Genomic DNA, 20,337 nt, shown 5'->3' on the forward strand with positions numbered 1-20,337 from the left:
GCGGGATGGCTCAAAAAATCGCTGTCTGTATCGCGTCGGTATCACGTCGGTATTGCGTCGGTGCACGGCGAGGCGGTGCGCCATGCTGATTCAGGACCATGATCGCGCGGGCGGATACTGGGGGGCTGTCTATGCCTTCTGCGCCGTCAAGGGTTTGCAGGTGGTGATCGACGGCCCCGTGGGCTGCGAGAACCTGCCGGTCACATCCGTCCTGCACTATACAGACGCGCTGCCGCCGCATGAGTTGCCCATCGTGGTGACTGGTCTGGGCGAGGGCGAAATGGGCGCGGGCACCGAAGAGGCGATGAAACGCGCCTGGGGCACGCTCGACCCGGCGCTGCCGGCGGTCGTCGTGACCGGCTCGATTGCCGAGATGATCGGCGGCGGGGTGACGCCGCAGGGCACCAACATTCAGCGGTTCCTGCCGCGCACCATCGACGAGGATCAATGGCAGGCCGCCGACCGGGCGATGACCTGGCTGTTCACGGAATGGGGCATGACCAAGGGGCGCATGCCGCCCGAGAAGAAGCGCGAGGAGGGCAGTGTGCCCCGCGTCAATATCCTTGGGCCGATGTACGGCACGTTCAACATGCCCTCGGACCTCGCGGAGATCCGGCGGCTGGCCGAAGGCATCGGGGCCGAGGTCAACATGGTGATGCCGATGGGCGCGCATCTCGCGGAGATGCGCAACCTGGTGAACGCCGATGCGAATATCGTGATGTATCGTGAGTTTGGCCGCGGTCTGGCCGAGGTTCTGGGCAAGCCCTATCTGCAAGCGCCGATTGGTGTCGAGTCGACTACGTTGTTCTTGCGTAAACTCGGCGAGATGCTGGGGCTTGACCCGGAACCGTTCATTGCCCGTGAGAAGCATTCCACGCTGAAGCCGGTCTGGGATCTGTGGCGCAGCGTCACGCAGGATTTCTTTGCCACCGCGAATTTCGGGATCGTCGCGGGCGAGACCTATGCGCGCGGGATCCGCAACTACCTCGAAGGTGATCTGGGACTGCCCTGCGCCTTTGCCGTGGCGCGCTGCGCGGGCACCAAGACGAACAACGAAGAAGTGCGATCGCTGGTGCATAACAAGCGCCCGCTGATCCTGATGGGCTCGATCAACGAGAAAATGTATCTCGCCGAGATGCAGGCCGGGCATGGCCCGCGCCCGACCTTCATTCCCGCATCCTTTCCCGGTGCCGCCATCCGGCGCGCCACGGGCACGCCGATGATGGGCTATGCCGGGGCCACGTATCTGTTGCAGGAGGTGTGCAACGGGCTATTCGATGCGCTGTTCCACATCCTGCCCCTCGGGTCCGAGATGGACGCAGGATCGGCCACGCCGACGCAGCTGCGCCGCGATTTTCCGTGGGATTCGGATGCCGCGCGCGAGTTGGAGCGGATCGTGTCCAGCCACCCCGTGCTCACCCGTATTTCCGCCGCCAAGACACTGCGCGATGCCGCCGAGGAGGCAGCGCTGCGTCAGGGCGACGAACGTGTCGTTCTGGAGACCATCCAGGCGTTTTCCACACTTCCGACAGCATCCGACAAGGAGGATCTGACCGATGACTGACATGACATCCAACCCGCCGCAGCGGAGCCGCGCGGGACGCCCGCGTAGCGCGGAATACCATGTGTATTTCTTCTGCATCTTCTTTGTCGCCATCCCCTTCGCAACCCTGCGTTGGATGCGCGACGTGATCCGTCACCGCACCCTCAACCTGCGCGGCCCGCTAGCGCGCGCATGGCTTGAGGCGGACCGGGTGACGCCAATGATTTTCTCGGTCTGAGCCGTAATGGCCCATGACCGAGACACGAGCTGCCTGCCCGGCGACGGGTGGACAGAAACCTGAGGGACCACGAAGGGCCCAAAGGACCCGGCCGCGGGGAACGCGGCGTCAGCATAACATTCCGGAGGAAAGTTCATGGCTGATAAATCCGACCTGTCCTTCACAGGTCTCACAGACGAGCAGGCCCAGGAGCTGCATTCTGTCTATATGAGCGGCCTTTGGCTGTTCTCGGCAATTGCAGTGGTTGCACATATCGCAACCTTCATCTGGTTCCCGTGGTTCTGAAGAAAGGGGTTAGAAAATGGCTAAGTTTTACAAGATCTGGCTGATCTTCGACCCCCGCCGCGTTTTCGTGGCGCAGGGCGTATTCCTGTTTCTGCTGGCGGTGATGATTCACCTCGTGCTTCTGAGCACCGACGGTTTCAACTGGCTTGAAATCGCGACTGCCAAGTACGGCGGGTGATCACGCTGTTCTAAAGCCCGCTGCGGGCGCGGCCTCGTGCATCGCCCGCAGCTATCAAGATCAAAATAAACTGGCCTCTCGGGCGGATTCCGCTCCCGTGGCCGAACGCGGAGACTTAAGACGATGGCTTTGCTCAGTTTCGAACGCAAATACCGGGTCCGCGGGGGGACGCTCGTTGGCGGCGATCTGTTCGACTTCTGGGTCGGACCGTTCTATGTCGGCTTTTTCGGGGTCACGACGGCCTTTTTCGCGCTCCTTGGGACCATCCTGATTTTCTGGGGGGCCTCGCAACAGGGCACCTTCAACCCCTGGCTCATAAATATCGCGCCGCCTGACCTGAAATACGGTCTGGGGCTGGCGCCGCTGATGGATGGCGGTCTGTGGCAGATCATCACGATCTGCGCGATCGGTGCCTTTTGCAGCTGGGCGCTGCGCGAGGTGGAGATCTGCCGCAAGCTGGGTATGGGCTATCACGTGCCCTTTGCCTTCAGCGTGGCGATCTTTGCCTATGTGACGTTGGTGGTGTTCCGCCCGCTTCTGATGGGGGCCTGGGGGCACGGTTTTCCCTATGGCATCTTCAGCCATCTCGATTGGGTCAGCAACACCGGCTATGCCTATCTGCACTTCCACTACAACCCCGCGCATATGCTGGCGGTGACGTTCTTCTTCACCACGACGCTGGCGCTGGCGCTGCATGGCGGGCTGATCCTGTCGGCGGCGAACCCTGAAAAGGGCGAGGACATGAAGACGCCGGATCACGAGGACACGTTCTTTCGCGATTTCATCGGCTATTCGGTCGGCACGCTGGGGATTCACCGTGTGGGCCTGCTGCTCGCGCTCAATGCCGGGTTCTGGTCGGCCATCTGTATCATCATCTCCGGCCCGGTCTGGACCAAGGGCTGGCCTGAATGGTGGAACTGGTGGCTCGAACTGCCGATCTGGCCCTCTCAGGTAGGGATGTGACCGATGATTGAATATCAGAATATCTTCACCCAGGTGCAGGTGCAGGGCACGCCCGAGATGGGCATGGACGACACCGGTGGTCGCCTGACCGAGGAACGCGTCGGTAAGCCCGGCTTCTCGAAGCTGCTGGGCTGGCTGGGCAATGCGCAGCTGGGGCCGATCAACCTCGGGATGCTGGGGGTGTTGAGCCTTGCCAGCGGTCTGCTGTGGTTCTTCATCGTGGGCGTGAACATGCTGGCTCAGGTGGGCTGGTCCTTGCCGGAGTTCCTGCGGCAGCTCTTTTGGTTGGCGCTGGAGCCGCCGGGGCCGGAGCATGGCTTGTCGATGCCGCCGCTGAATGACGGGGGCTGGTATATCATCTCCTCGTTCTTCCTGCTGGTCGCGGTGCTCGCGTGGTGGGCGCGCAGCTATCAGCTCGCAGTCAGCCACAAGATGGGCAAGCACGTGTTCTGGGCGTTCGGCTCGGCGATCTGGCTGTTCCTGGTGCTGGGTCTCTTCCGCCCGGTGCTGATGGGCAGCTGGTCGGAGGCGGTGCCTTACGGGATCTTCCCGCATCTCGACTGGACCACGGCGTTCTCGATCCGCTACGGCAACCTTTACTACAACCCGTTCCACTGTCTTTCGATCGTGTTCCTCTATGGCTCGGTGCTGCTGTTTGCGATGCACGGGGCGACCATTCTGGCCGTCACCCGCTATGGCGGCGACCGGGAGCTGGAGCAGATCGTCGACCGGGGCACCGCCTCGGAGCGGGCGGCACTGTTCTGGCGCTGGACCATGGGCTTCAACGCCACGATGGAGGGCATTCACCGGTGGGCCTGGTGGTTCGCGGTGCTGACCCCGATAACCGGCGGGATCGGTATCCTGCTCACGGGGACTGTGGTGGATAACTGGTTCATCTGGGCACAGGAGCATAATTTCGCGCCCATGTATGACGGCTCTTATGGCTACGAGGCTTACGGCTCCTACGAAGCCTTCATCGGACAGGGAGAGTGAGTCATGTTTCCAAGATGGTTTGACAAATGGAACCGCGAGAACCCCAAGGACATCTATGGCCCTGCCATTGCCATCGGGGTGATCGGGGGGGCGGTGTTCACCGCGACCATGCTGATCGCCTTCGGGCAGCCCAATGCGACGGACAGTCTGCAGACCGGCCCGCGTGGCACCGGCATGTCGCGCCCCGAGTTCAAGGTCGATCTCGCCAAGCCGGACCCGGGGATCGAGGCGTTTCTCGCCTCGACCTCCGCGCCGGTGGTGCCGCAGGGCGGTGAAGAGACGGCCGGTGCGGCGCGTGAGAACGTGCCGCCGGGGCTGGAGGGTCTGACGGTCGAGAATTACGACCGATTGCTGGCGGCGATGCGCGAATGGACGGGCATTCCCGATCTCTTCGACGATCCGGCAAGCTATCAGACCAGCGTCGGCCACGTGATGATCGGGATGACCCAGAATCTCAACGAGGAATGGGCCGGTCACGTGATGGCCAACAAGGAGGTGGGTGTGACCTGTTACACCTGCCACCGTGGTCAGCCGGTGCCGTCGGATGTCTGGTACAAGATCAGCCCGGTGAACGAGAGCGTCGAAGGCTGGTCGGCCAATCAGAACCGGGTGACGATGCAGTCGCAATATACCTCGCTGCCGTCGGACGCGCTGGAGAAGTACCTGCTCGACGGTGAGGCGATCAATGTCCACGACCTTGAAAGCCGCGTCGCGGGTGTACCGGGGACGGATGGCTATCCGGGCATTCAGCAGGCTGAGCGGACCTATTCGCTGATGAACTATGTCAGCAATTCGCTCGGGGTGAACTGTGTGTTCTGCCACAATTCGCGGGCCTTCTACGACGGGTCCCAAGTGACGCCGCAATGGGGCACCGAGATGCTGGGTATCCAGATGGTTCTGGAACTCAACAACACCTATCTGGTGCCGCTCGAGGGCCTCTTGCCCGAGAACCGGCTTGGCCCGGTCTATGCCGACGCGCCCAAGGCGGCCTGCAAGACCTGCCACAAGGGCTATCAGCAGCCGTTGCAGGGCACCAACGTGATCAAGGACTGGCCGGAGCTTGCCACCACGAGTGGCGAGCCGGATTACGGCAACTGATCCAAGGCGCGGGGGCGCGGATGATTGCGCCCCCGCCGCAGAGTTTGCGCCGCCCTCGCGCGGGTGGCGATGCGCCACCGAGGAGGAGGCCGACATGACCCAAGAGACCCCCAAGACACCGCTGTTGGACCGGATCGCCGGGCCGTCTGACCTTCGGCAGATGCCGGATGACAAGCTGGCCCTGTTGGCGGATGAGTTGCGCGCCGAGGTGATTTCGGCCGTGTCGGAAACCGGCGGGCATCTCGGGTCGAGCCTCGGGGTGGTGGAGTTGAGCGTGGCCATTCACGCCGTCTTCAACACGCCGATGGACAAGCTGGTTTGGGATGTGGGCCATCAATGCTATCCCCACAAGATCCTGACCGGACGGCGCGACCGTATCCGCACCTTGCGTCAGAAGGACGGGCTGTCGGGGTTTACCAAGCGGTCGGAGAGCCAGCATGACCCGTTCGGGGCTGCGCATAGCTCAACCTCGATCAGCGCCGCGTTGGGATTCGCCGTGGGGCGCGACATGGGGCAGGCGACGGGCGACGCCATTGCCGTCATTGGCGACGGGGCGATCAGCGCGGGCATGGCCTATGAGGCCCTGAACAACGCAGGCGCCGAGGGGCGGCGGCTGTTCGTGATTTTGAATGACAACGAGATGAGCATCGCGCCGCCTGTTGGCGCGATGTCGTCCTATCTGAGCCGGATGTATGCCAGCGAGCCGCTTGCGCGCGTGGCGTCATTGGCCGAAGGGTTCGAGGCCGCATTGCCTGCGCCGATGCGCGACGGCGCGCGCCGGGCGCGGCAGTTGGTGACGGGGCTCACGGGCTCTGGCACGCTCTTCGAGGAGTTGGGGTTTCAGTATGTCGGCCCGATCGACGGGCATGACATGGGGCAATTGCTGGCGGTGCTGCGCGCCGCGCGGACGCGGGCGACAGGGCCGGTACTTATTCATTGCTGCACGGTCAAGGGCAAGGGCTATGCCCCCGCCGAGGATGCCGCCGACAAGGGGCACGGCGTGTCGAAATTCGACCCCATGACCGGGGCGCAGGCGAAATCTTCGGGCGGTGCGCCGTCTTATACCTCCGTGTTCGGGCAGGCGCTGACCGACGAGGCGGCGCGCGACGAGCGCGTGGTCGCCGTGACGGCGGCAATGCCGGACGGCACCGGCGTGTCGAAAATGGCCGAGCGGTTTCCGGGGCGGGTCTTTGACGTCGGGATCGCCGAGCAGCACGCGGTGACCTTTGCGGCGGGCATGGCGGCGAGCGGGCTGCGGCCGTTCTGCGCGATCTATTCGACGTTCCTGCAACGCGCCTATGATCAGGTGGTGCATGACGTGGCCCTGCAGGGCCTGCCGGTGCGGTTTGCGATTGACCGCGCGGGTTTGGTGGGCGCGGATGGGGCGACCCATGCCGGAGCGTTTGACATTGGCTATCTGAGTAACCTGCCGGGCATGACGGTGATGGCGGCCTCGGACGAGGCGGAACTGGTGCATATGGTCGCCACGGCGGCGGCACATGACGCGGGCCCGATTGCCTTTCGCTATCCGCGCGGGGCAGGGACCGGCGCGGCACTGCCCGAGCGGGGCAGGGTGCTGGAGATCGGCAAGGGCCGGGTGGTCGAGGAGGGATCGGATGTGGCGATCCTGAGTTTCGGCGCGCATCTTTTCGAGTGTCAGGTGGCGGCCGACATGCTGGTCGAGGAGGGGATTTCGGTGACCGTGGCGGATGCGCGGTTCGCCAAGCCGCTCGACACTGATCTTCTGATGCAGCTTGTGCGGCATCACCGGGCGCTCATCACCGTCGAGCAAGGCGTGATGGGCGGATTCGGCTCTATCGTGATGCACGAGCTGGCGGCGCGCGGGGCGTTCGACCGGGGGCTGGCGATCCGCAATATTTGCCTGCCGGATCGGTATATAGATCAGGCGAGCCCGGCGCAGATGTACGCGGATGCGGGCATGACGGCGGGCGATATCGCGGAGACGATCCGACAGGTGGCGGTGCCGGGCCAGGCACAGGTTGTGCCGCTGCGCGGGGTGTGACGGGATAGGTTTTGGGATGGCGCGGGCTTTGATTTGAAGCACCCGCGCGATACGCGGCCCAACGGGCCGCGAGCCACGACGGCAAGCCCGAGATCGAGGCGTTTGATCTGAGCCATATCCTGAAGGCGCGGGACATGGCCGACAAGGGGCAGTTGGCCGGCACGCCCTATATTCAGTTCGTGATGGGCGTGACGCCGAGGCCATGGCGAGGAATTCCTTGCCCTGACATGGACATATCGGCATCAGATCGCGCAAACCCTTCAGTTTGCGATTGAAACCGAGAGACCCTTTATCGTTTATACCTGTCGAGTGCCATCGCCCATGAGAGGGTCATACATGAGTCTCGACCAGATCTTCGTTCTCGCGCTTGTCGGCGTGGTTTTCCTGAGCTTCTTCAAGGAGATCTATCCGCCTGAGGTCACCGCGCTGGCGGCCTCGGCGGCGCTGTTGGCGACGGGCATCATCGAGACAGGCGATTTTCTGACGGTGTTCAGCTCCTCCGCGCCGATCACCATCGCGATGATGTTCATCATTTCGGCGGCGCTGGAACGCACCGGGGTGCTGACGATCATCGGCGATGTCCTGAAACGGCAGGCGCGGGGATCGTACCTGCGGGCGATGCTGTTGATGATGGCGGGCACGATGGGGGCCTCGGCCTTCATGAACAACACGCCGGTGGTGATCCTGCTCACGCCGATCATGATCTCGGTCGGGGCCTCGATCGGGGTGGCCCCGTCGCGGCTTTTGATTCCGCTGTCGTTCTCGGCGATCTTCGGCGGCACGCTGACCCTGGTCGGCACCTCGACCAACATCCTGATGAGCGGCGTCGCACAGGAGGCCGGGCAGCCGATGATCACCATGTTCGAAATGACGCTGCCGGGCTTGATCTTTGCCACGACGGGCATGCTCTACATGGTCTTTGCGGGTCGGTTTCTGCTGCCCGATCGCGCGTCCCTGTCGGGGCTTTTGGGACAGGAAGGCAAGCGCAGGTTCCTGGCCCGCCTGCTGATCCCGAACGGATCGAAATATGTCGGCGAGCGGCTGTCGGACCTGCCGTTCAACACGGCCGAGACGCGCATCCTCGACGTGGTGCGCGGCGAGGTCTCGATGCGCCGCACGATGAAGGATCTGGTGCTGGAGGTCGGCGACCGGCTGGTTCTCAAGACCGGCACCGGTGAGATCCTCGGCCTCAAGGAGGACGGGCAGATCGCCTTTCGGGACCGCGACGATCACGATGTCGAGCCGGTGACCGCCGATCAGACGATCACGATGGAGGCGAGCGTGGGGCCGAACTCGCATCTGCGCGGACGGCCGATCAAGGATCTCAAGCTGCGCCGGAAATATGGCGTCTATCTCATGGCCGTGCATCGGCAAGAGCAGAATATCAGCCAGGAATTGCAGGACCTGCGCCTGCAATTCGCCGACACGTTGCTGCTGGAGGGGCCACCCGAGGGGTTGCAGCGGATGATGGAGGATGGCGGCATCGTCAACCTGTCCGCGCCCACCGAGCGCCCGCAGCGGCGCGCCAAGGCCCCGATTGCGATTGCGACGATCTTTGGTGTGATGGGGCTGGCCGCACTCGGCATCATGCCGATTGCGGGCCTTGCGGTGATCGGGGCGGTGGTTGTGATGATGACCCGCTGCGTCGATCCCGAAGAGGCGTTCGACGCCATCGACTGGCGCATCCTGTTCCTGATCTTCGGGATGCTGGGCCTGTCGATGGGCATGGAGGCGACCGGGACCGCGCGCGTGATTGTCGAGGCGGTGGTGCATGCATCGGGCGGCGTCGGACCGCTGGCGATCCTCGCCGCCGTCTACGTCCTGACCAATGCGCTGACCGAGATGGTGTCGAACAACGCGGTGGCGGTTCTGATCGGCCCCATCGTGATCGCGCTCGCCCTCGAGCTCGGTTTCGATCCGCGCCCCTTCATCATGGCGGTGATGTTCGCGGCCTCGGCCAGTTTCGCGACGCCCATCGGTTATCAGACCAACACGTTCGTCTACGGTGCGGGGGGCTACAAGTTCACCGACTTCATCAAGGTGGGCCTGCCGCTCAACATCCTGTTCGCCGTGGTCGCGGTGATCATCATCCCGCTGTTCTTTCCGTTCTGAAAGCTGCGGTCAGGACGGGCAGGCGGGCGCCCTGGCGTCGATCCTTGAGGGTTCGGATGTGCATTGGAAATCCCGTCGCAAACCGCTTCGGCCAGTTCGATGCCCTGTTTTGCGTTGGCCGAGAGCGATATCTTGGCCGGGATATGGCGATCACGTGCCATCCGAACTCTGCCGGGACGACGCGCCGCTCACAGTTCGGCCCGCGATGCCGATCCTAAATGTTTGATTTTATTGGCTCCGGCGGTAGGGGCCGGAGACGGAAGTTCAAGTGCCTGATATAAAACGGTTTTTCCGGTGCGACTCTTGTCCGACTCCGCGATGTGACATCGGTTGTGTCGTACATTGTGCCATCTGGCAAGGACCTTCCCACAAAACCAGGTCAGCGCACCTGACGGCGCAGCTGCCACGCATGATGTGTTTGCGCGTTCGCTATGCACCACCGAGGAGTGCATCGAGCGCGAGTGCGGTTGTCAGCCCGACGCCCAGATCTCCCATGACAACCCTGAGCGCGCGTGGCTCCACCCGGCCAGCCCGAAGCGCGTTCCCGGCCGCGAATGCCGCTCCCACCAGAACAGACGCACCTGCGGCCTCCAGGATTTCCTCTGACACCGTGTCGCCTGGCGTGAGTTCAAGCGCGTCACGAACCTCCGCTTCCAGCTGCGCATTGCTGAACCCGCTACTGGAGATGCCCGGGATCATGGCAGCAACTTCCTCGGTCGCCAGGATGTCGATGCCCGGATACCGCGACAAATGCTCGTAAATATACTCAGGGGAGGCGACGGCCTTGAGTTGCACAGCGCCGATGATATCGCCGTCAACCGTGAACTCCACGTCCGATCCCGGGTGGTTCGTGGCGTCCGGCAACTGCGCGAGCACGGCGTCCCCGTCCGTGTCTTCCGCAGCCGCAAAGACCAGTTCATGGTAGATGCCCTTCACGTTCGAGACGACGCCGCGTAGCTGGTCGGGTTCGAGACCGGAGAGATAGCTTGCCAGATCCGCTTCGCTGGCCTCTGTCAAATCGCCTCGGGATCGGCGCAGCGCGTTCAGCACAAGCAGTTCTTCTTCGCGCCAAGCGCGGTCAGGATCGTCGATCAGGCGTTGGAATGTGACCGCAAGCACCACTGCGGCGCTGCGCCGGCTCATGCCGTCGCCCATTTCCCGGCGATGCGCTCGAGCTGCAGGTGCGCGCGACGCAGTCGGCGCTGCGGCCAATAGGCCAGAGATCCAGACGAGGCTACGCATGTCTCGTCTGGATCGGTCCGTGTCTCTTTGGCGTAGAGTTTGGCAAGCGCAGAGGCGAGCGGGTGCAGACCCTGCCGGGCGAAGAGCCGCATCTCGACGGGGTGAGGTTGCACGTCTCTGGCGCGCAGCGCCCGCACCGGCGCGGCGAGGCGAAGGGCCGCGTAGAGCACTGCCCGCTCCTTGGGGCTCAGATCTTGTTCGGTTCTGCGACGTCCGAATACGCGTCTTCGGACAAGGATTGCCGCCGGAATCCCAGCGGCGAGCGCGCCGCCCGCGACGATGAGGCTTCCAGCGGCAACACCAAGCCCGACAGTCGACCCGACCCAGTAGAGCGTCGCCGTCGTCGCGGCGGCCCCGGACAGGGTCGCGATCGCCGTGCCGGTACCCCCCTCTGTCAGGGATGTTGTCCGCTGCTCTATTTTTCTCTAATTTTCAGGTGGGCGGGATAGGACAATGACGTGGGATACTCACCAGAACGAAAATCGGCTGTTCTGAAGCGGATGCTGCCGCCGAACAACTTGGCCATTCGGCAGCTGTCGCAGGAGGAAGGGATTTCTGAAGCGACGCTGCACAAGTGGCGGGCTGAGGCGCGCAGCAAGGGGCAGCTTCTGCCTGACGCTGACGCTGGCCCCGAGGGTTGGTCTTCGCGCGACAAGTTCGCGGCGGTGTTGGAAACGGCGACACTGAACGAGGCTGATTTGGCCGAATACTGCCGCAAGCGCGGGCTCTATCCGGCGCAGATCACGGCGTGGCGATCGGCCTGCGAGCAGGCAAATGACTGGGACCGTGCGAGCACTGCACGTCTGGGTCAGGCGACCAAGGAAGAAAGGAAACGGATCAAGGATCTGGAACGCGAGCTTGCCCGCAAGGACCGCGCATTAGCCGAAACCGCAGCGCTTCTGGTTCTCAGAAAAAAGGCGTCAGCGATCTGGGGGGGCGGCGAGGACGCATGATCAGCACCCCACATCGCCAAACCGCCACGCTGCTGATCGAAGATGCCGTCACCACCGGCGCGCGGCGCGCCAAGGCCTGTGCCGAGCTGGAAATCAGCGACCGCACTCTGCGGCGCTGGAGGAAAGACGGCCAGCTTCACGCCGATCAACGACCCCTCGTGCCGCGCCCGGAACCCGCGAACAAGCTGAGCACTGCCGAACGCGCGGCGGTGCTGGAAGCCTGTAATTCAACGGATTTTGCCAGCCTTCCGCCCTGCCAGATCGTGCCCAAACTAGCCGATCAGGGGCGGTATCTTGCATCCGAGTCCAGCTTTTACCGCATTCTGCGCGCGGATGGTCAGCAGCATCACCGTGGCCGGGCCAAGCCGCCGGTTCGGCGTAAACCACCCACCAGTTACAAGGCAAGTGCGCCCTGCGAGGTCTGGACCTGGGACATAACGTGGATGCCGGGGCCGGTCGTGGGGATGTTTTTTTATCTCTATCTGATCGTGGATATCTTCAGCCGGAAGATCGTGGGCTGGGAAGTTCATGAGCGCGAAAGTGCAGACCTGGCGGCCGTCCTGATCCGGCAGGCAGTGCTGGCCGAGGGATGCTTTATGCAACCGCTCGTTCTGCATGCCGACAATGGCAGCCCGATGAAGGGTGCCACAATGAAAACAACCATGGAAAAACTTGGCATCACCGCGTCCTACAGCCGCCCCCGCGTCAGCAACGATAATCCCTTCTCGGAGGCTCTGTTCCGAACCTGCAAATACCGCCCGGACTGTCAACGCCGGAGTAAAATCCAGCCACAGGGCGGCGCAAAAACCGGCCACTTTGGGTTTGGGCGTAACGCGCGGCACGAGGCGGCGGCCAGTCAGCCGCGCTTCCCAAATAGCTGGCGGTTGACTGGCCGCTTTGGCCCGTCAGGGCCAAATCTGGATAGGCTGGATCAGGCGTTGTTGTTGGACTTGCGCGCGCGGCTTTGAGCGAGACGATAGCTCTCGCCGTTCATCTCGAGAATGTTGACGTGGTGCGTCAGCCTGTCGAGGAGCGCGCCGGTCAGGCGCTCGGTGCCGAAGGTTTCGGTCCATTCGTCGAACGGCAGGTTGCTGGTGATCAGCGTGGCACCACGCTCGTAGCGCTGCGAGATCAGCTCGAACAGCAGCTCGGCGCCGGTCTTGGAGAGCGGCACGAAGCCCAGCTCGTCGATGATGAGCAGCTTGACGCTGGCCAGTTGCTTTTGCAGGCGCAGCAGACGGCGCTCGTCGCGGGCCTCCATCAATTCATTGACCAGCGCTGCGGCGGTGGTGAAGCGGACGGGCAACCCCTTCTGGCAGGCCGCCAACCCGAGGCCCAGGGCGATGTGCGTCTTGCCGGTGCCGCTTGGCCCGAGGGCGATGGTGTTCTCGCGCCGCTCGATCCATCCGCAGCGGGCCAATTCCAACACCTGCATCTTGTTGAGCTTCGGGATCGCCTTGAAGTCGAAGCTGTCCAGGCTCTTGGCGGCCGGGAACTTCGCGGCCTTGATGCGACGCTCGATCATCCGCCGTTCGCGGTCGATCATTTCCATTTCGACGAGGCGCGCCAGGAACTGGACGTGATCCAGCCCTTCAGTGGCGCATTGACGTGCCTGCTTCTCGTATTCGCGCAGGAAGGTGGGCAGCTTCAGCGTCTTCAGGTGATGGTTGAGCAGGATCTGCGGAGCCTCCGTCATCCCGTCGCCTCTGTCATCAGGGTCATGTAGCTGGCAGCCGAGGTCGTCCCAACATCGGCACGCGGCAGGTAGGGATAGCTGGCCAAGTCAAGCTTGGGCGGGCGCTTCTCGATCCGACAGAGCAGAATGTGCTTGACCGCATCGAAGCCCGTCGCGCGCAGGCGCAGGGCCTCCTTGACCGCGCCATGCAGGTCGTCGAGGCCGAATGTCTCCAGCAGTCTCAGGACTTGCACATACTCACGCCGTCCCATCTTCAGCATGTGTGCCTCCATGAGGCGGCGCAGGGTCTGGAACTCTTCGGGCAGATCCCACGCTGCCAAGGGCGCAGCCTGATCCAGGGCATTGATCTTGCGTTCGATCAGCGGGAGATAATGAATCGGATCGAAGACCACATCCTCGCGCGCGTAACACCGCGGATGCCGGGCGATCACGTCTCCACGGCAGCCGATCACGACCTGATCGACATAGCCGCGCACCCAGACATTCTGATGACCATAGGCGACGGGAACCGAGTAATCGTTGGTCTCGTAGCGCACGAGCGATTGCGAACTGACCTGGCCGCTGGCTTGCGCGCAAGCCTCGAATGGAGCCCCGGGCAGTGGCTTCATCGCCGCCAGATCGCGCTGCAGCCGTTCGCCAATCGTTTCCTTATGGCCACGCAGGATCTCGTTCTGGCGATTGCGGCACTGGGCCTCCAGATCCGCGTTGAACGCGTCCCAGCTGGCAAAACGCGGGACCGGCACCATGAAGTTCCGGCGGGCGTAACCAACGATGCCCTCGACTTTACCCTTGTCGTTTCCCTTGCCCGGCCGCCCGTAGCGGTCATGGAACAGGTAATGCGACTGCAGGGCACTGAACAGCGTGGCGCGCTGGCGCGTCCCGTCGGCCAGGATCTTCGAGACCAGGCAACGATCGTTGTCATAAAGGATGGAGTGCGGGACACCGTCGAGGTCCCGCGCCAGTGCGTCTTCGCCGGCACCGTAAACCCCGACACCTACCTGCGCGACGAAACCGGCAATCGCCGCTTCTGGCCGCTCCGCTGCGGGACCATCGACATCGCGGCGCTCGACCGCGACCGCGACCAGCTCTGGGCCGAAGCCGTCCACCGCTTCCGCGACGGCGCGATCTGGTGGATCGAGGACCCAGCGCTGCTGGCCGAAGCCCGCGCAGCGCAGGACAGCCGCTACCAGTCCGACGCCTGGGACGACCTGATCGAACACTGGCTGACGCACGAGATCCGCACCGTGTCGGACGGCTTCCCCGACTACGGCAACTCCCGCACCGAGAGCGTGCCGCGTCCGGAGCCGTTGAGGGATGTGGCGGTCGGCGAGATCCTAGAGGAGGCGATCGGGCTCGAACCCGCGCGCTGGACCCGCGGCGACCAGATGCGCGTCTCGGCCTACCTCAAGGCGAACGGCTGGGAGCGGTACCGACGGCGCGACGAGGGCGGGCGCGAGGCGCCGCGGGAGTGGCGGTATCGTAGATGTGTTGGGTAGACTCGTCGCCCGTGAATTCCTCGATTATGCGGCTACGCGGCGATCAGCTGTTGCGCTGTACGGCGTCGTCGGATTGCCGACGTTGTAGAGACGGCAGAGGATCCAGACGAAAAGCAACCTGATCCAGGCTGCCAGGAGCCGCATGTTGTGCCCTGCGGCGGTCAGGATTGCGTTGATCGCATCGCCTTCGGGTCCGGTGAGGTGGTTCCGTTCGAGGTGTCCGTCTTCCTTCAAATGGCCAATGACCGGCTCAATGGCACTTCGTCGTCGCATTTCGCGCCGGATGGTGGGCGAGGTGATGCCGCGTGTGTGGGAGATGGTGATATCGAGGTTGTCACGCTCGATCCTGTGGCCGCGGTAGCCGCGGTCGACATAGGCGCGGGCAACAGATGTTCCGGTCAGGCGGGCCACCTGATCGATCTGTCCGGCGAGGCTGTGACCATCATAGGGATTGCCGGGCAGCGCCATGGCCCCGAGCACGAACTGGCCGCCTTTGCAGCGCTCGTTGGTCGTGGCGATCGAGGTCTTGCAGCCGAATTCGTAGCGGGTGCGGGCCTTGCCTTTCCCGATGCATTCGACCTCCGGCGCGTGGAACGCGTATAGTTTGTCCTTATCGTCTGGCTGCTGCCCAAGGATGCGCTCGGCGCGCTCCAGCACCGTGGCGAATGCCGCCTCCAGCGCCGGGTCCCCGGCGATCTTGCGGCGGATGTCCCGGGTCAATCGTCCCAACCAGGTGCGCATGCTTCTCAACCAGCGCAGGCCCTGCTTGTGGCCCCGGCCATGCAGCAGCCGGGCAACCTCGCGCCGGGCCCGGGTTGTCAGCCGCAGGAAGGATTGGCGCAGCTTGATCCCGTGGCGCTTCGCCAGACGGTTCAGCCATTCGATCGACCGCAGGATCAGATGGCTGTCGGTCGGATGTGCCACCGCCTTGGTCTGCACTGTGGTGTCCACCGTGATCCGTTCCAACTGCCGCTCACTCACAGCCTCGGTTTTTACAGCCACGGCAATGGTTTCGGCCAGCAGCGCCTCCAGATCCTCGGCCCCGATCCGTTGGCGCCAGCGGGTCATCGAGGAGCGGTCGATCGGCAGCCGGTGCTGGAAAAACGTCTCGCCGCAGAAGGCCTGAAAGTATGGGTTCTCCAGCCAGGTCGCGCAGGTCTCCTCATCCGACAGACCCTTCATGTGCTTGAGCAAATGGAGCCCTGTCATCAGACGTGTCGGCGACCCACGCCGGCCTTTCCGATCATGGTAATGCGTCCCGAACGCGTCATCGAACCGGGTCCAGTCGATCAGGCCAGCCAGCTTCAGCAGTTCGTGCCTCGGATCGAGAATGCTCTCCAGAGAACTCCTGAACAGATCGTCAGGTCGGGCTTCGGGCAGTTTCGGACGCATCGCAATCTCGCACGTAGGTGGGGCCTGATCGCAGTGGAGCACGACCGGTTGGCGATGGGAATCCCCTACGCGCAAGCGCGTCAGAAATCGCAAGGTTTTCGTGGGTATCGACCAGAAACCTTGCGATTCCGGATATTATCAAAACTAGAATAAGAATACATTGTCAGATGCTTACGGGAAAATCACAGGCGACTAGACTCGTGATGAGGCGGCAAACGGCGAAAACCGGACCTTGGTCTCGACATCGCTGTATCCCGCTGAGTCTGGTGGAATGCAGCACTCGCTGCGGACGCCTACCCTTAGGTGGATTGGAGCTGCCAACGTCCTTCTGGGCAAAAGGAGGCAGTCGTCGGATTACAGGCCGGAAAGTCGATGCAGCCTATCTCGTAGCGCGATCAATCGATGTCAGAATTACCGATGACCGCTGTTCCAGTAGCGCCGCACAGCCGCGAGAAACGTCTGATAGTTCTGCATATTCCAGCAGACATGTGAGCTCTCTCGGATTAACCAGTAGAGATCATTCGCGCAGGACAGTTCGTTTGCATTGCATCGCTCCAGCCAGTACAAATAGTCCTCAAAGCTCTGCTGGTATCCTGCAACGAAGTTCTGGTTCGGGACACTCCACAGCATTCCCTCGAGAAAGTATGACGGCGCGACGCCCTTCTTGAGGAAGCCCTCGTCGACCATTGCGTTGCGCATGTTCTTCAGCACCCGCACGTTCGGCTTAAAACGGTTACTGGTAGCTTGATGCTTAGATGTGCAGTTCTGCTTATGCTGCCTCGGGAAGTTGACAATCCGGTCCCCGTCAGCAGTGATGAACGATATTCCTATATGATGACGGTTATCCGAAGGCGACCGATACGAGGTGTACCGATGGTGCTCGATGCAAGCCAAAACGTCTGCGGTGCGTCGATTTCCCTCTCCCGGAACAGCAATTGCTTTTCGACCCGGGGTCACACCGCCGCCGAAATTCGCCTTCAGCCAAGCGACTACTTCAGATTTGAACTCCGTTAAGCCGTATTTTGCGGGCGAGCGGTTCGCTTCATACGCCTCCTTCTCCGCTGGATCGAGACCAGATATGTCGCTGTTGAAGACGTCGGTTAGACAGATCACCACATCCACATCGCTTTCGGAGCCGCGGACGTTCGTGTCGTTCCCATAGGAGCCCTGCAGGAATACGTCGATCCCGCGTCCTGCATACGGAGCATCAGGATGCTCGAGGACTGACCGTATCGTCTGGTAGGTCGCTGCGGATTGCTGCTGGGATCCCACATGGGACCAAGTTTCAAGTTGGTTCTCTGAAATTGCCATTTCACACCTCAACTAAACAAGACGTCATGAATTTTGTTCTCGTAGCGGCCGAAGGACTCGCTGCCCTGTTGACGCAGCAAGTTCAACTTATTCAAGTCATGCTCAAATAGGTCAGTCGCCATTTCCGGTTTGTTGAAATGGTCGCTAACCCGAGCCGTCGGCACGGTCGCAAACAAGAGCTGGCGCAGTTGATCCATGGACGCCGTATTCACTTCGAGCGTCTTCTGCAGAAGCTGCACCAGCCAGAAGCGGCGTTTCATGCGTTCGAAGAATGGGTAGCGCGGCTCCGGGTACTGCCCGCAACCTATGCTCAGTACGCGGCACTCAGTCGGTGCGAACCCAAGCGGCCCGGTGGCATCAGCCAACGCGTAGAGCGCAGGATTGTTCGCCACATAGCCGCCGTCGAAGAGCTCGACATCGTTACCCGTGCTCGTTTTCACGATCTTGCGCTCGAAGAACGGGTACGCCGAACAAGACGCTTCCACCGCGTCGGCGAGCGTGCAGCCGAAGCCCGGAACGAATGTAGCGCGCCTGCCGTGTGCCTGGGTCTGCATGCTCTTGAAGATCATTGGCGTCTCAAGTTGCCACTTCGTAGTCACAACACCAAGGCCAGTGCGAACCGTGTCGAAACCATCCTCTCCGAAGACCTTCTCTCCTACGGCCCGAAGACGCCGTGTGCGCTCGCGCGGTTTCTTGGCTTGCATGATATGCGGGACGTGCTCCCGATAGAGGCAATGGATTTCTTCGACCGTCTTTCCGGTAGCCAACAGCGTGGCGATGATCGAGCCGGTACTTGTCCCGAAGATCAAATCGAAGCTCTCGTGAATGGGCTGAGGGAGCACTGCTTCGACCTCGGCCAGCACTCCGAGGGAATAGAAGCCTTTCGCTCCCCCACCGTCCAAGCTCAAGATCCTGCAAACGCCTTCTTGCATCGGAAGCACGCTCCAAGTGATACCCAGATATAGTGGATTGTGCGCAGGTCGTATGCAAGAGTTAGCGGTGCATCGTCGAATGGCTGTTCTGTGATGCTGTGCCAGGCGAGTTCGTTTTCGCAACCAACGGCCGCTCCGCGACCTTCGTCCGCATCCTCTGTTTATCTGAAGCTGCTTGGCAATATTCATGGCGTTCTGTCCCAACCTCCCCGGTGGTCCCAACCCTGTCCCAACCTCCCGAGGGGGTTGGGGACACGAAAAGCCGTTCAAAAACAACGGTGTCCCCAACCTCACCCCGTGGTCCCAACCTTTTGCTACACATTCATGTGGGAGAACGGAAAAGGTCGGGAACATGCTTTTCTATACGAAAAGAGAAGGACCCCCGTTGGGGACACCGAGGTTGGGACCACATCTGGGCAAGGCATTGCCATGGAACGATAAAAGCCTGTCCCAACCCCCTGAGAGGGTTGGGACAGCGCGCCATGAGGTTGGGACATGGGCCGGGCGACATCCGCTCGCAGGCTAGGGGTTGGTCCAGGTGGCGATTTTTCTTGTTCGGCGGAATCCGGCGCACTAGCCTTGTCTCGACCAAAGCCGAAGGCCCACTCGATCCCGTGAGCCTTCACCATGTACACACAACACCAACGCGTTGCCGATACGCGCCCCGAACCCCAGCACGGCGCAAACACGATCCTCGCCCTCGACCTCGGCACGACCACCGGCTGGGCGCTGCGCGCGGCGGACGGCCTGATCACCAGCGGGACGGTCTCGCTCAAGCCCAGCCGCTACGACGGCGGCGGCATGCGATATCTGCGGTTCACCAACTGGCTGACCGAACTGGACCGGCTGTCAGGTCCGATCGCCACGATCTGGTTCGAAGAAGTTCGGCGGCACGCAGGCACCGATGCGAGCCACGTCTATGGGGGTCTGATGGCCACGCTGACCGCGTGGGCCGAGCTGCGCGGCATCCCCTATGCAGGCGTCCCGGTCGGCACGATCAAGCGCCACGCCACCGGCAAGGGCAACGCGCCCAAGGCGGCGATGATCGCCGCGGTCCGGGCACGCGGGTTCTCGCCCGCCGATGACAACGAGGCCGATGCCATCGCCATCCTGTTCTGGGCCATCGAGACGCAGGGAGGTGTGGCATGACCGGCATGCGGTTCACGCCGAAAGGCTATGGCGGGCGGCGCCGCGACCCCCAGCAGGTCAAGCGCGACGGCTGGCAGGAACAGGGTGTGCTGGCCGTCTCCGTTGACGACGACCGCCTGACCTGGCCCGAACGCGAGCTCGTCCGGCAGCTGGGCGAGCGGCTCTACGGGCAGCGGGACCGGGAGGTGCGGCATGACTGAATGGACCATGGCACGGGTGCAGGACCGGGTCGAGAGCGCCGCCGACGTGTTCGCACAACTGCCCGCCGTGAAGCCCACCGGGTATTTCAACGCGTGGCCGGAGTATTTCCACGGCTTCGCAGATCAGGTGGGCCAGGAGCCCGAGATGAAGCGACCGCGCCCGAGCCCGCGGCAGATCACCGAGGCCGAGGCGGCGATGCTCTGGCTGCGCTGGCTCGAGCGCGACGACGCCCGCATCGTCTGGCTGCGCGCCAACCGCCAGCCGTGGAAGAAGATCGGCTGGGAGGTCGGGCTGAGCCGTCCGGCGGCCAACCGGCACTGGCAGTACGGCGTGGCGCTGATCACATGGCGGCTCAACGGGCGCGTGCCGTCGTCCAGGCGATCGCGGCGCTTCGTGGTCGAGAACGCCGATCGGCTGTCAAGAAAAATCATCCTGTGAGGGAATTTTCGGAGAGACATCGGTGGGGGTTCACCGATCCCCGGCCGAGGGCTACAAACGGGATATACTCGGGAGAGGCGTGCGCGGGACGGCC

Annotated in this window: 21 protein-coding genes and 2 pseudogenes; 16 read left to right on the forward strand and 7 right to left on the reverse strand. The window is 62.8% G+C overall.

Annotated features, from left to right (window positions below; translation table 11 throughout):
* The first annotated feature begins 82 nt into the window (after positions 1-82).
* The 10 genes and pseudogenes from bchZ (at position 83) to PVU19_RS07265 (ending at position 9,433) form a co-directional block, all read left to right on the forward strand.
* Complete coding sequence (gene bchZ / locus PVU19_RS07220) at positions 83-1,564, forward strand: chlorophyllide a reductase subunit Z (RefSeq protein WP_050662773.1); 1,482 nt, start codon at positions 83-85, stop codon at positions 1,562-1,564.
* Positions 1,557-1,781: a cytochrome PufQ gene (gene pufQ / locus PVU19_RS07225; protein ID WP_050662774.1), complete on the forward strand. Its 225-nt coding sequence runs from the start codon at positions 1,557-1,559 to the stop codon at positions 1,779-1,781. The genes bchZ and pufQ overlap by 8 nt, the downstream gene beginning before the upstream one ends.
* 135 nt (positions 1,782-1,916) lie before the next feature.
* The gene (gene pufB / locus PVU19_RS07230) at positions 1,917-2,066 is read left to right on the forward strand and encodes a light-harvesting antenna LH1, beta subunit (protein WP_050662775.1); all 150 of its coding nucleotides are present in this window, start codon (positions 1,917-1,919) and stop codon (positions 2,064-2,066) included.
* Between the two features lie 16 nt (positions 2,067-2,082).
* A complete protein-coding gene (gene pufA, locus PVU19_RS07235; protein ID WP_050662776.1) occupies positions 2,083-2,244 on the forward strand; it encodes a light-harvesting antenna LH1, alpha subunit in 162 nt (53 codons plus the stop codon).
* 123 nt (positions 2,245-2,367) lie between these two features.
* Positions 2,368-3,207 carry a photosynthetic reaction center subunit L gene (pufL, locus tag PVU19_RS07240; protein ID WP_050662777.1) on the forward strand — a complete coding sequence of 280 codons (840 nt, stop codon included), beginning with the start codon at positions 2,368-2,370 and terminating at the stop codon, positions 3,205-3,207.
* A gap of 3 nt (positions 3,208-3,210) precedes the next feature.
* Positions 3,211-4,200, forward strand: coding sequence for a photosynthetic reaction center subunit M (pufM, locus tag PVU19_RS07245; protein WP_050662778.1), 990 nt, complete (start codon positions 3,211-3,213; stop codon positions 4,198-4,200).
* Positions 4,201-4,203: 3 nt separating this feature from the next.
* Complete coding sequence (gene pufC, locus PVU19_RS07250) at positions 4,204-5,298, forward strand: photosynthetic reaction center cytochrome PufC (protein ID WP_050662779.1); 1,095 nt, start codon at positions 4,204-4,206, stop codon at positions 5,296-5,298.
* 94 nt (positions 5,299-5,392) lie between these two features.
* On the forward strand, positions 5,393-7,321 hold the full coding sequence (dxs, locus tag PVU19_RS07255; RefSeq protein WP_050662780.1) for a 1-deoxy-D-xylulose-5-phosphate synthase: 1,929 nt from the start codon (positions 5,393-5,395) through the stop codon (positions 7,319-7,321).
* A gap of 77 nt (positions 7,322-7,398) precedes the next feature.
* Positions 7,399-7,512, forward strand: a pseudogene (locus PVU19_RS07260) (3-keto-5-aminohexanoate cleavage protein); the annotation flags it as partial.
* A 145-nt stretch (positions 7,513-7,657) separates the two neighbouring features.
* Positions 7,658-9,433, forward strand: coding sequence for an SLC13 family permease (locus PVU19_RS07265; protein WP_050662781.1), 1,776 nt, complete (start codon positions 7,658-7,660; stop codon positions 9,431-9,433).
* A gap of 429 nt (positions 9,434-9,862) precedes the next feature.
* On the opposite strand, the gene PVU19_RS07270 is transcribed toward PVU19_RS07265, so the two are convergent.
* Positions 9,863-10,576: a hypothetical protein gene (locus PVU19_RS07270; protein WP_152911636.1), complete on the reverse strand. Its 714-nt coding sequence runs from the start codon at positions 10,574-10,576 to the stop codon at positions 9,863-9,865.
* Positions 10,573-10,845: a hypothetical protein gene (locus PVU19_RS07275; protein ID WP_050662783.1), complete on the reverse strand. Its 273-nt coding sequence runs from the start codon at positions 10,843-10,845 to the stop codon at positions 10,573-10,575. The genes PVU19_RS07270 and PVU19_RS07275 overlap by 4 nt, the downstream gene beginning before the upstream one ends.
* A gap of 288 nt (positions 10,846-11,133) precedes the next feature.
* On the opposite strand from PVU19_RS07275, the gene PVU19_RS07280 reads away from it, so the two are divergent.
* Together PVU19_RS07280 and PVU19_RS19435 are read left to right on the forward strand one after the other, a co-directional pair.
* Positions 11,134-11,628, forward strand: coding sequence for a transposase (locus PVU19_RS07280; RefSeq protein ID WP_050662784.1), 495 nt, complete (start codon positions 11,134-11,136; stop codon positions 11,626-11,628).
* Positions 11,625-12,596, forward strand: a complete 972-nt coding sequence (locus PVU19_RS19435; RefSeq protein ID WP_082237593.1) for a DDE-type integrase/transposase/recombinase — start codon at positions 11,625-11,627, stop codon at positions 12,594-12,596. Before PVU19_RS07280 ends, PVU19_RS19435 begins: the two co-directional genes overlap by 4 nt.
* Here PVU19_RS19435 and istB read toward each other — a convergent pair.
* Complete coding sequence (gene istB, locus PVU19_RS07290) at positions 12,560-13,324, reverse strand: IS21-like element helper ATPase IstB (protein ID WP_274789796.1); 765 nt, start codon at positions 13,322-13,324, stop codon at positions 12,560-12,562. The two genes, PVU19_RS19435 and istB, sit on opposite strands and share 37 nt — an antisense overlap.
* Positions 13,321-14,265: pseudogene (locus PVU19_RS07295) on the reverse strand (Mu transposase domain-containing protein); the annotation flags it as partial. The gene istB and the pseudogene PVU19_RS07295, both read right to left, overlap by 4 nt.
* Here PVU19_RS07295 and PVU19_RS07300 point away from each other — a divergent pair.
* Entirely contained in the window at positions 14,161-14,820 is a 660-nt protein-coding gene (locus tag PVU19_RS07300) for a VapE domain-containing protein (protein ID WP_274789905.1), read from the forward strand. The pseudogene PVU19_RS07295 and the gene PVU19_RS07300 sit on opposite strands and share 105 nt — an antisense overlap.
* A gap of 24 nt (positions 14,821-14,844) precedes the next feature.
* Here PVU19_RS07300 and PVU19_RS07305 read toward each other — a convergent pair whose 3' ends face one another.
* The 3 genes from PVU19_RS07305 to PVU19_RS07315 all read right to left on the reverse strand — a co-directional run bounded on the left by PVU19_RS07305 (position 14,845) and on the right by PVU19_RS07315 (position 18,425).
* Positions 14,845-16,212 carry an IS5 family transposase gene (locus PVU19_RS07305; protein ID WP_050664396.1) on the reverse strand — a complete coding sequence of 456 codons (1,368 nt, stop codon included), beginning with the start codon at positions 16,210-16,212 and terminating at the stop codon, positions 14,845-14,847.
* A 411-nt stretch (positions 16,213-16,623) separates the two neighbouring features.
* Positions 16,624-17,523, reverse strand: a complete 900-nt coding sequence (locus PVU19_RS07310) for a nucleotidyltransferase domain-containing protein (RefSeq protein WP_050664395.1) — start codon at positions 17,521-17,523, stop codon at positions 16,624-16,626.
* Positions 17,524-17,531: 8 nt separating this feature from the next.
* Positions 17,532-18,425: a patatin-like phospholipase family protein gene (locus PVU19_RS07315; RefSeq protein ID WP_200901897.1), complete on the reverse strand. Its 894-nt coding sequence runs from the start codon at positions 18,423-18,425 to the stop codon at positions 17,532-17,534.
* A gap of 657 nt (positions 18,426-19,082) precedes the next feature.
* Here PVU19_RS07315 and PVU19_RS07320 point away from each other — a divergent pair.
* Genes PVU19_RS07320 through PVU19_RS07330 form a run of 3 tightly spaced genes read left to right on the forward strand, consistent with a single transcriptional unit; the run spans position 19,083 to position 20,243 of the window.
* Entirely contained in the window at positions 19,083-19,604 is a 522-nt protein-coding gene (locus tag PVU19_RS07320) for a crossover junction endodeoxyribonuclease RuvC (RefSeq protein WP_050664393.1), read from the forward strand.
* Positions 19,601-19,804 carry a hypothetical protein gene (locus PVU19_RS07325; protein WP_438829815.1) on the forward strand — a complete coding sequence of 68 codons (204 nt, stop codon included), beginning with the start codon at positions 19,601-19,603 and terminating at the stop codon, positions 19,802-19,804. Before PVU19_RS07320 ends, PVU19_RS07325 begins: the two co-directional genes overlap by 4 nt.
* Entirely contained in the window at positions 19,797-20,243 is a 447-nt protein-coding gene (locus PVU19_RS07330) for a DUF6362 family protein (protein ID WP_050664392.1), read from the forward strand. Before PVU19_RS07325 ends, PVU19_RS07330 begins: the two co-directional genes overlap by 8 nt.
* The last annotated feature ends 94 nt before the right edge of the window (positions 20,244-20,337 follow it).

Source organism: Roseovarius tolerans (assembly GCF_028885395.1).
In the GTDB taxonomy this organism is placed as follows: Bacteria; Pseudomonadota; Alphaproteobacteria; order Rhodobacterales; family Rhodobacteraceae; genus Roseovarius; species Roseovarius tolerans.

Coding starts and splice junctions, on each gene's coding strand:
- PVU19_RS07330 (WP_050664392.1), top strand. CDS start 19,797: ATGACTGAATGGACCATGGCACGGGTGCAGGACCGGGTCGAGAGCGCC.
- PVU19_RS07265 (WP_050662781.1), top strand. CDS start 7,658: ATGAGTCTCGACCAGATCTTCGTTCTCGCGCTTGTCGGCGTGGTTTTC.
- pufM (WP_050662778.1), top strand. CDS start 3,211: ATGATTGAATATCAGAATATCTTCACCCAGGTGCAGGTGCAGGGCACG.
- PVU19_RS07310 (WP_050664395.1), bottom strand. CDS start 17,523: ATGGCAATTTCAGAGAACCAACTTGAAACTTGGTCCCATGTGGGATCC.
- PVU19_RS07325 (WP_438829815.1), top strand. CDS start 19,601: ATGACCGGCATGCGGTTCACGCCGAAAGGCTATGGCGGGCGGCGCCGC.
- pufQ (WP_050662774.1), top strand. CDS start 1,557: ATGACTGACATGACATCCAACCCGCCGCAGCGGAGCCGCGCGGGACGC.
- PVU19_RS07320 (WP_050664393.1), top strand. CDS start 19,083: ATGTACACACAACACCAACGCGTTGCCGATACGCGCCCCGAACCCCAG.
- dxs (WP_050662780.1), top strand. CDS start 5,393: ATGACCCAAGAGACCCCCAAGACACCGCTGTTGGACCGGATCGCCGGG.
- pufA (WP_050662776.1), top strand. CDS start 2,083: ATGGCTAAGTTTTACAAGATCTGGCTGATCTTCGACCCCCGCCGCGTT.
- istB (WP_274789796.1), bottom strand. CDS start 13,324: ATGACGGAGGCTCCGCAGATCCTGCTCAACCATCACCTGAAGACGCTG.
- pufC (WP_050662779.1), top strand. CDS start 4,204: ATGTTTCCAAGATGGTTTGACAAATGGAACCGCGAGAACCCCAAGGAC.
- PVU19_RS07305 (WP_050664396.1), bottom strand. CDS start 16,212: ATGCGTCCGAAACTGCCCGAAGCCCGACCTGACGATCTGTTCAGGAGT.
- bchZ (WP_050662773.1), top strand. CDS start 83: ATGCTGATTCAGGACCATGATCGCGCGGGCGGATACTGGGGGGCTGTC.
- pufL (WP_050662777.1), top strand. CDS start 2,368: ATGGCTTTGCTCAGTTTCGAACGCAAATACCGGGTCCGCGGGGGGACG.
- PVU19_RS07270 (WP_152911636.1), bottom strand. CDS start 10,576: ATGAGCCGGCGCAGCGCCGCAGTGGTGCTTGCGGTCACATTCCAACGC.
- PVU19_RS19435 (WP_082237593.1), top strand. CDS start 11,625: ATGATCAGCACCCCACATCGCCAAACCGCCACGCTGCTGATCGAAGAT.
- pufB (WP_050662775.1), top strand. CDS start 1,917: ATGGCTGATAAATCCGACCTGTCCTTCACAGGTCTCACAGACGAGCAG.
- PVU19_RS07300 (WP_274789905.1), top strand. CDS start 14,161: ATGCGACTGCAGGGCACTGAACAGCGTGGCGCGCTGGCGCGTCCCGTC.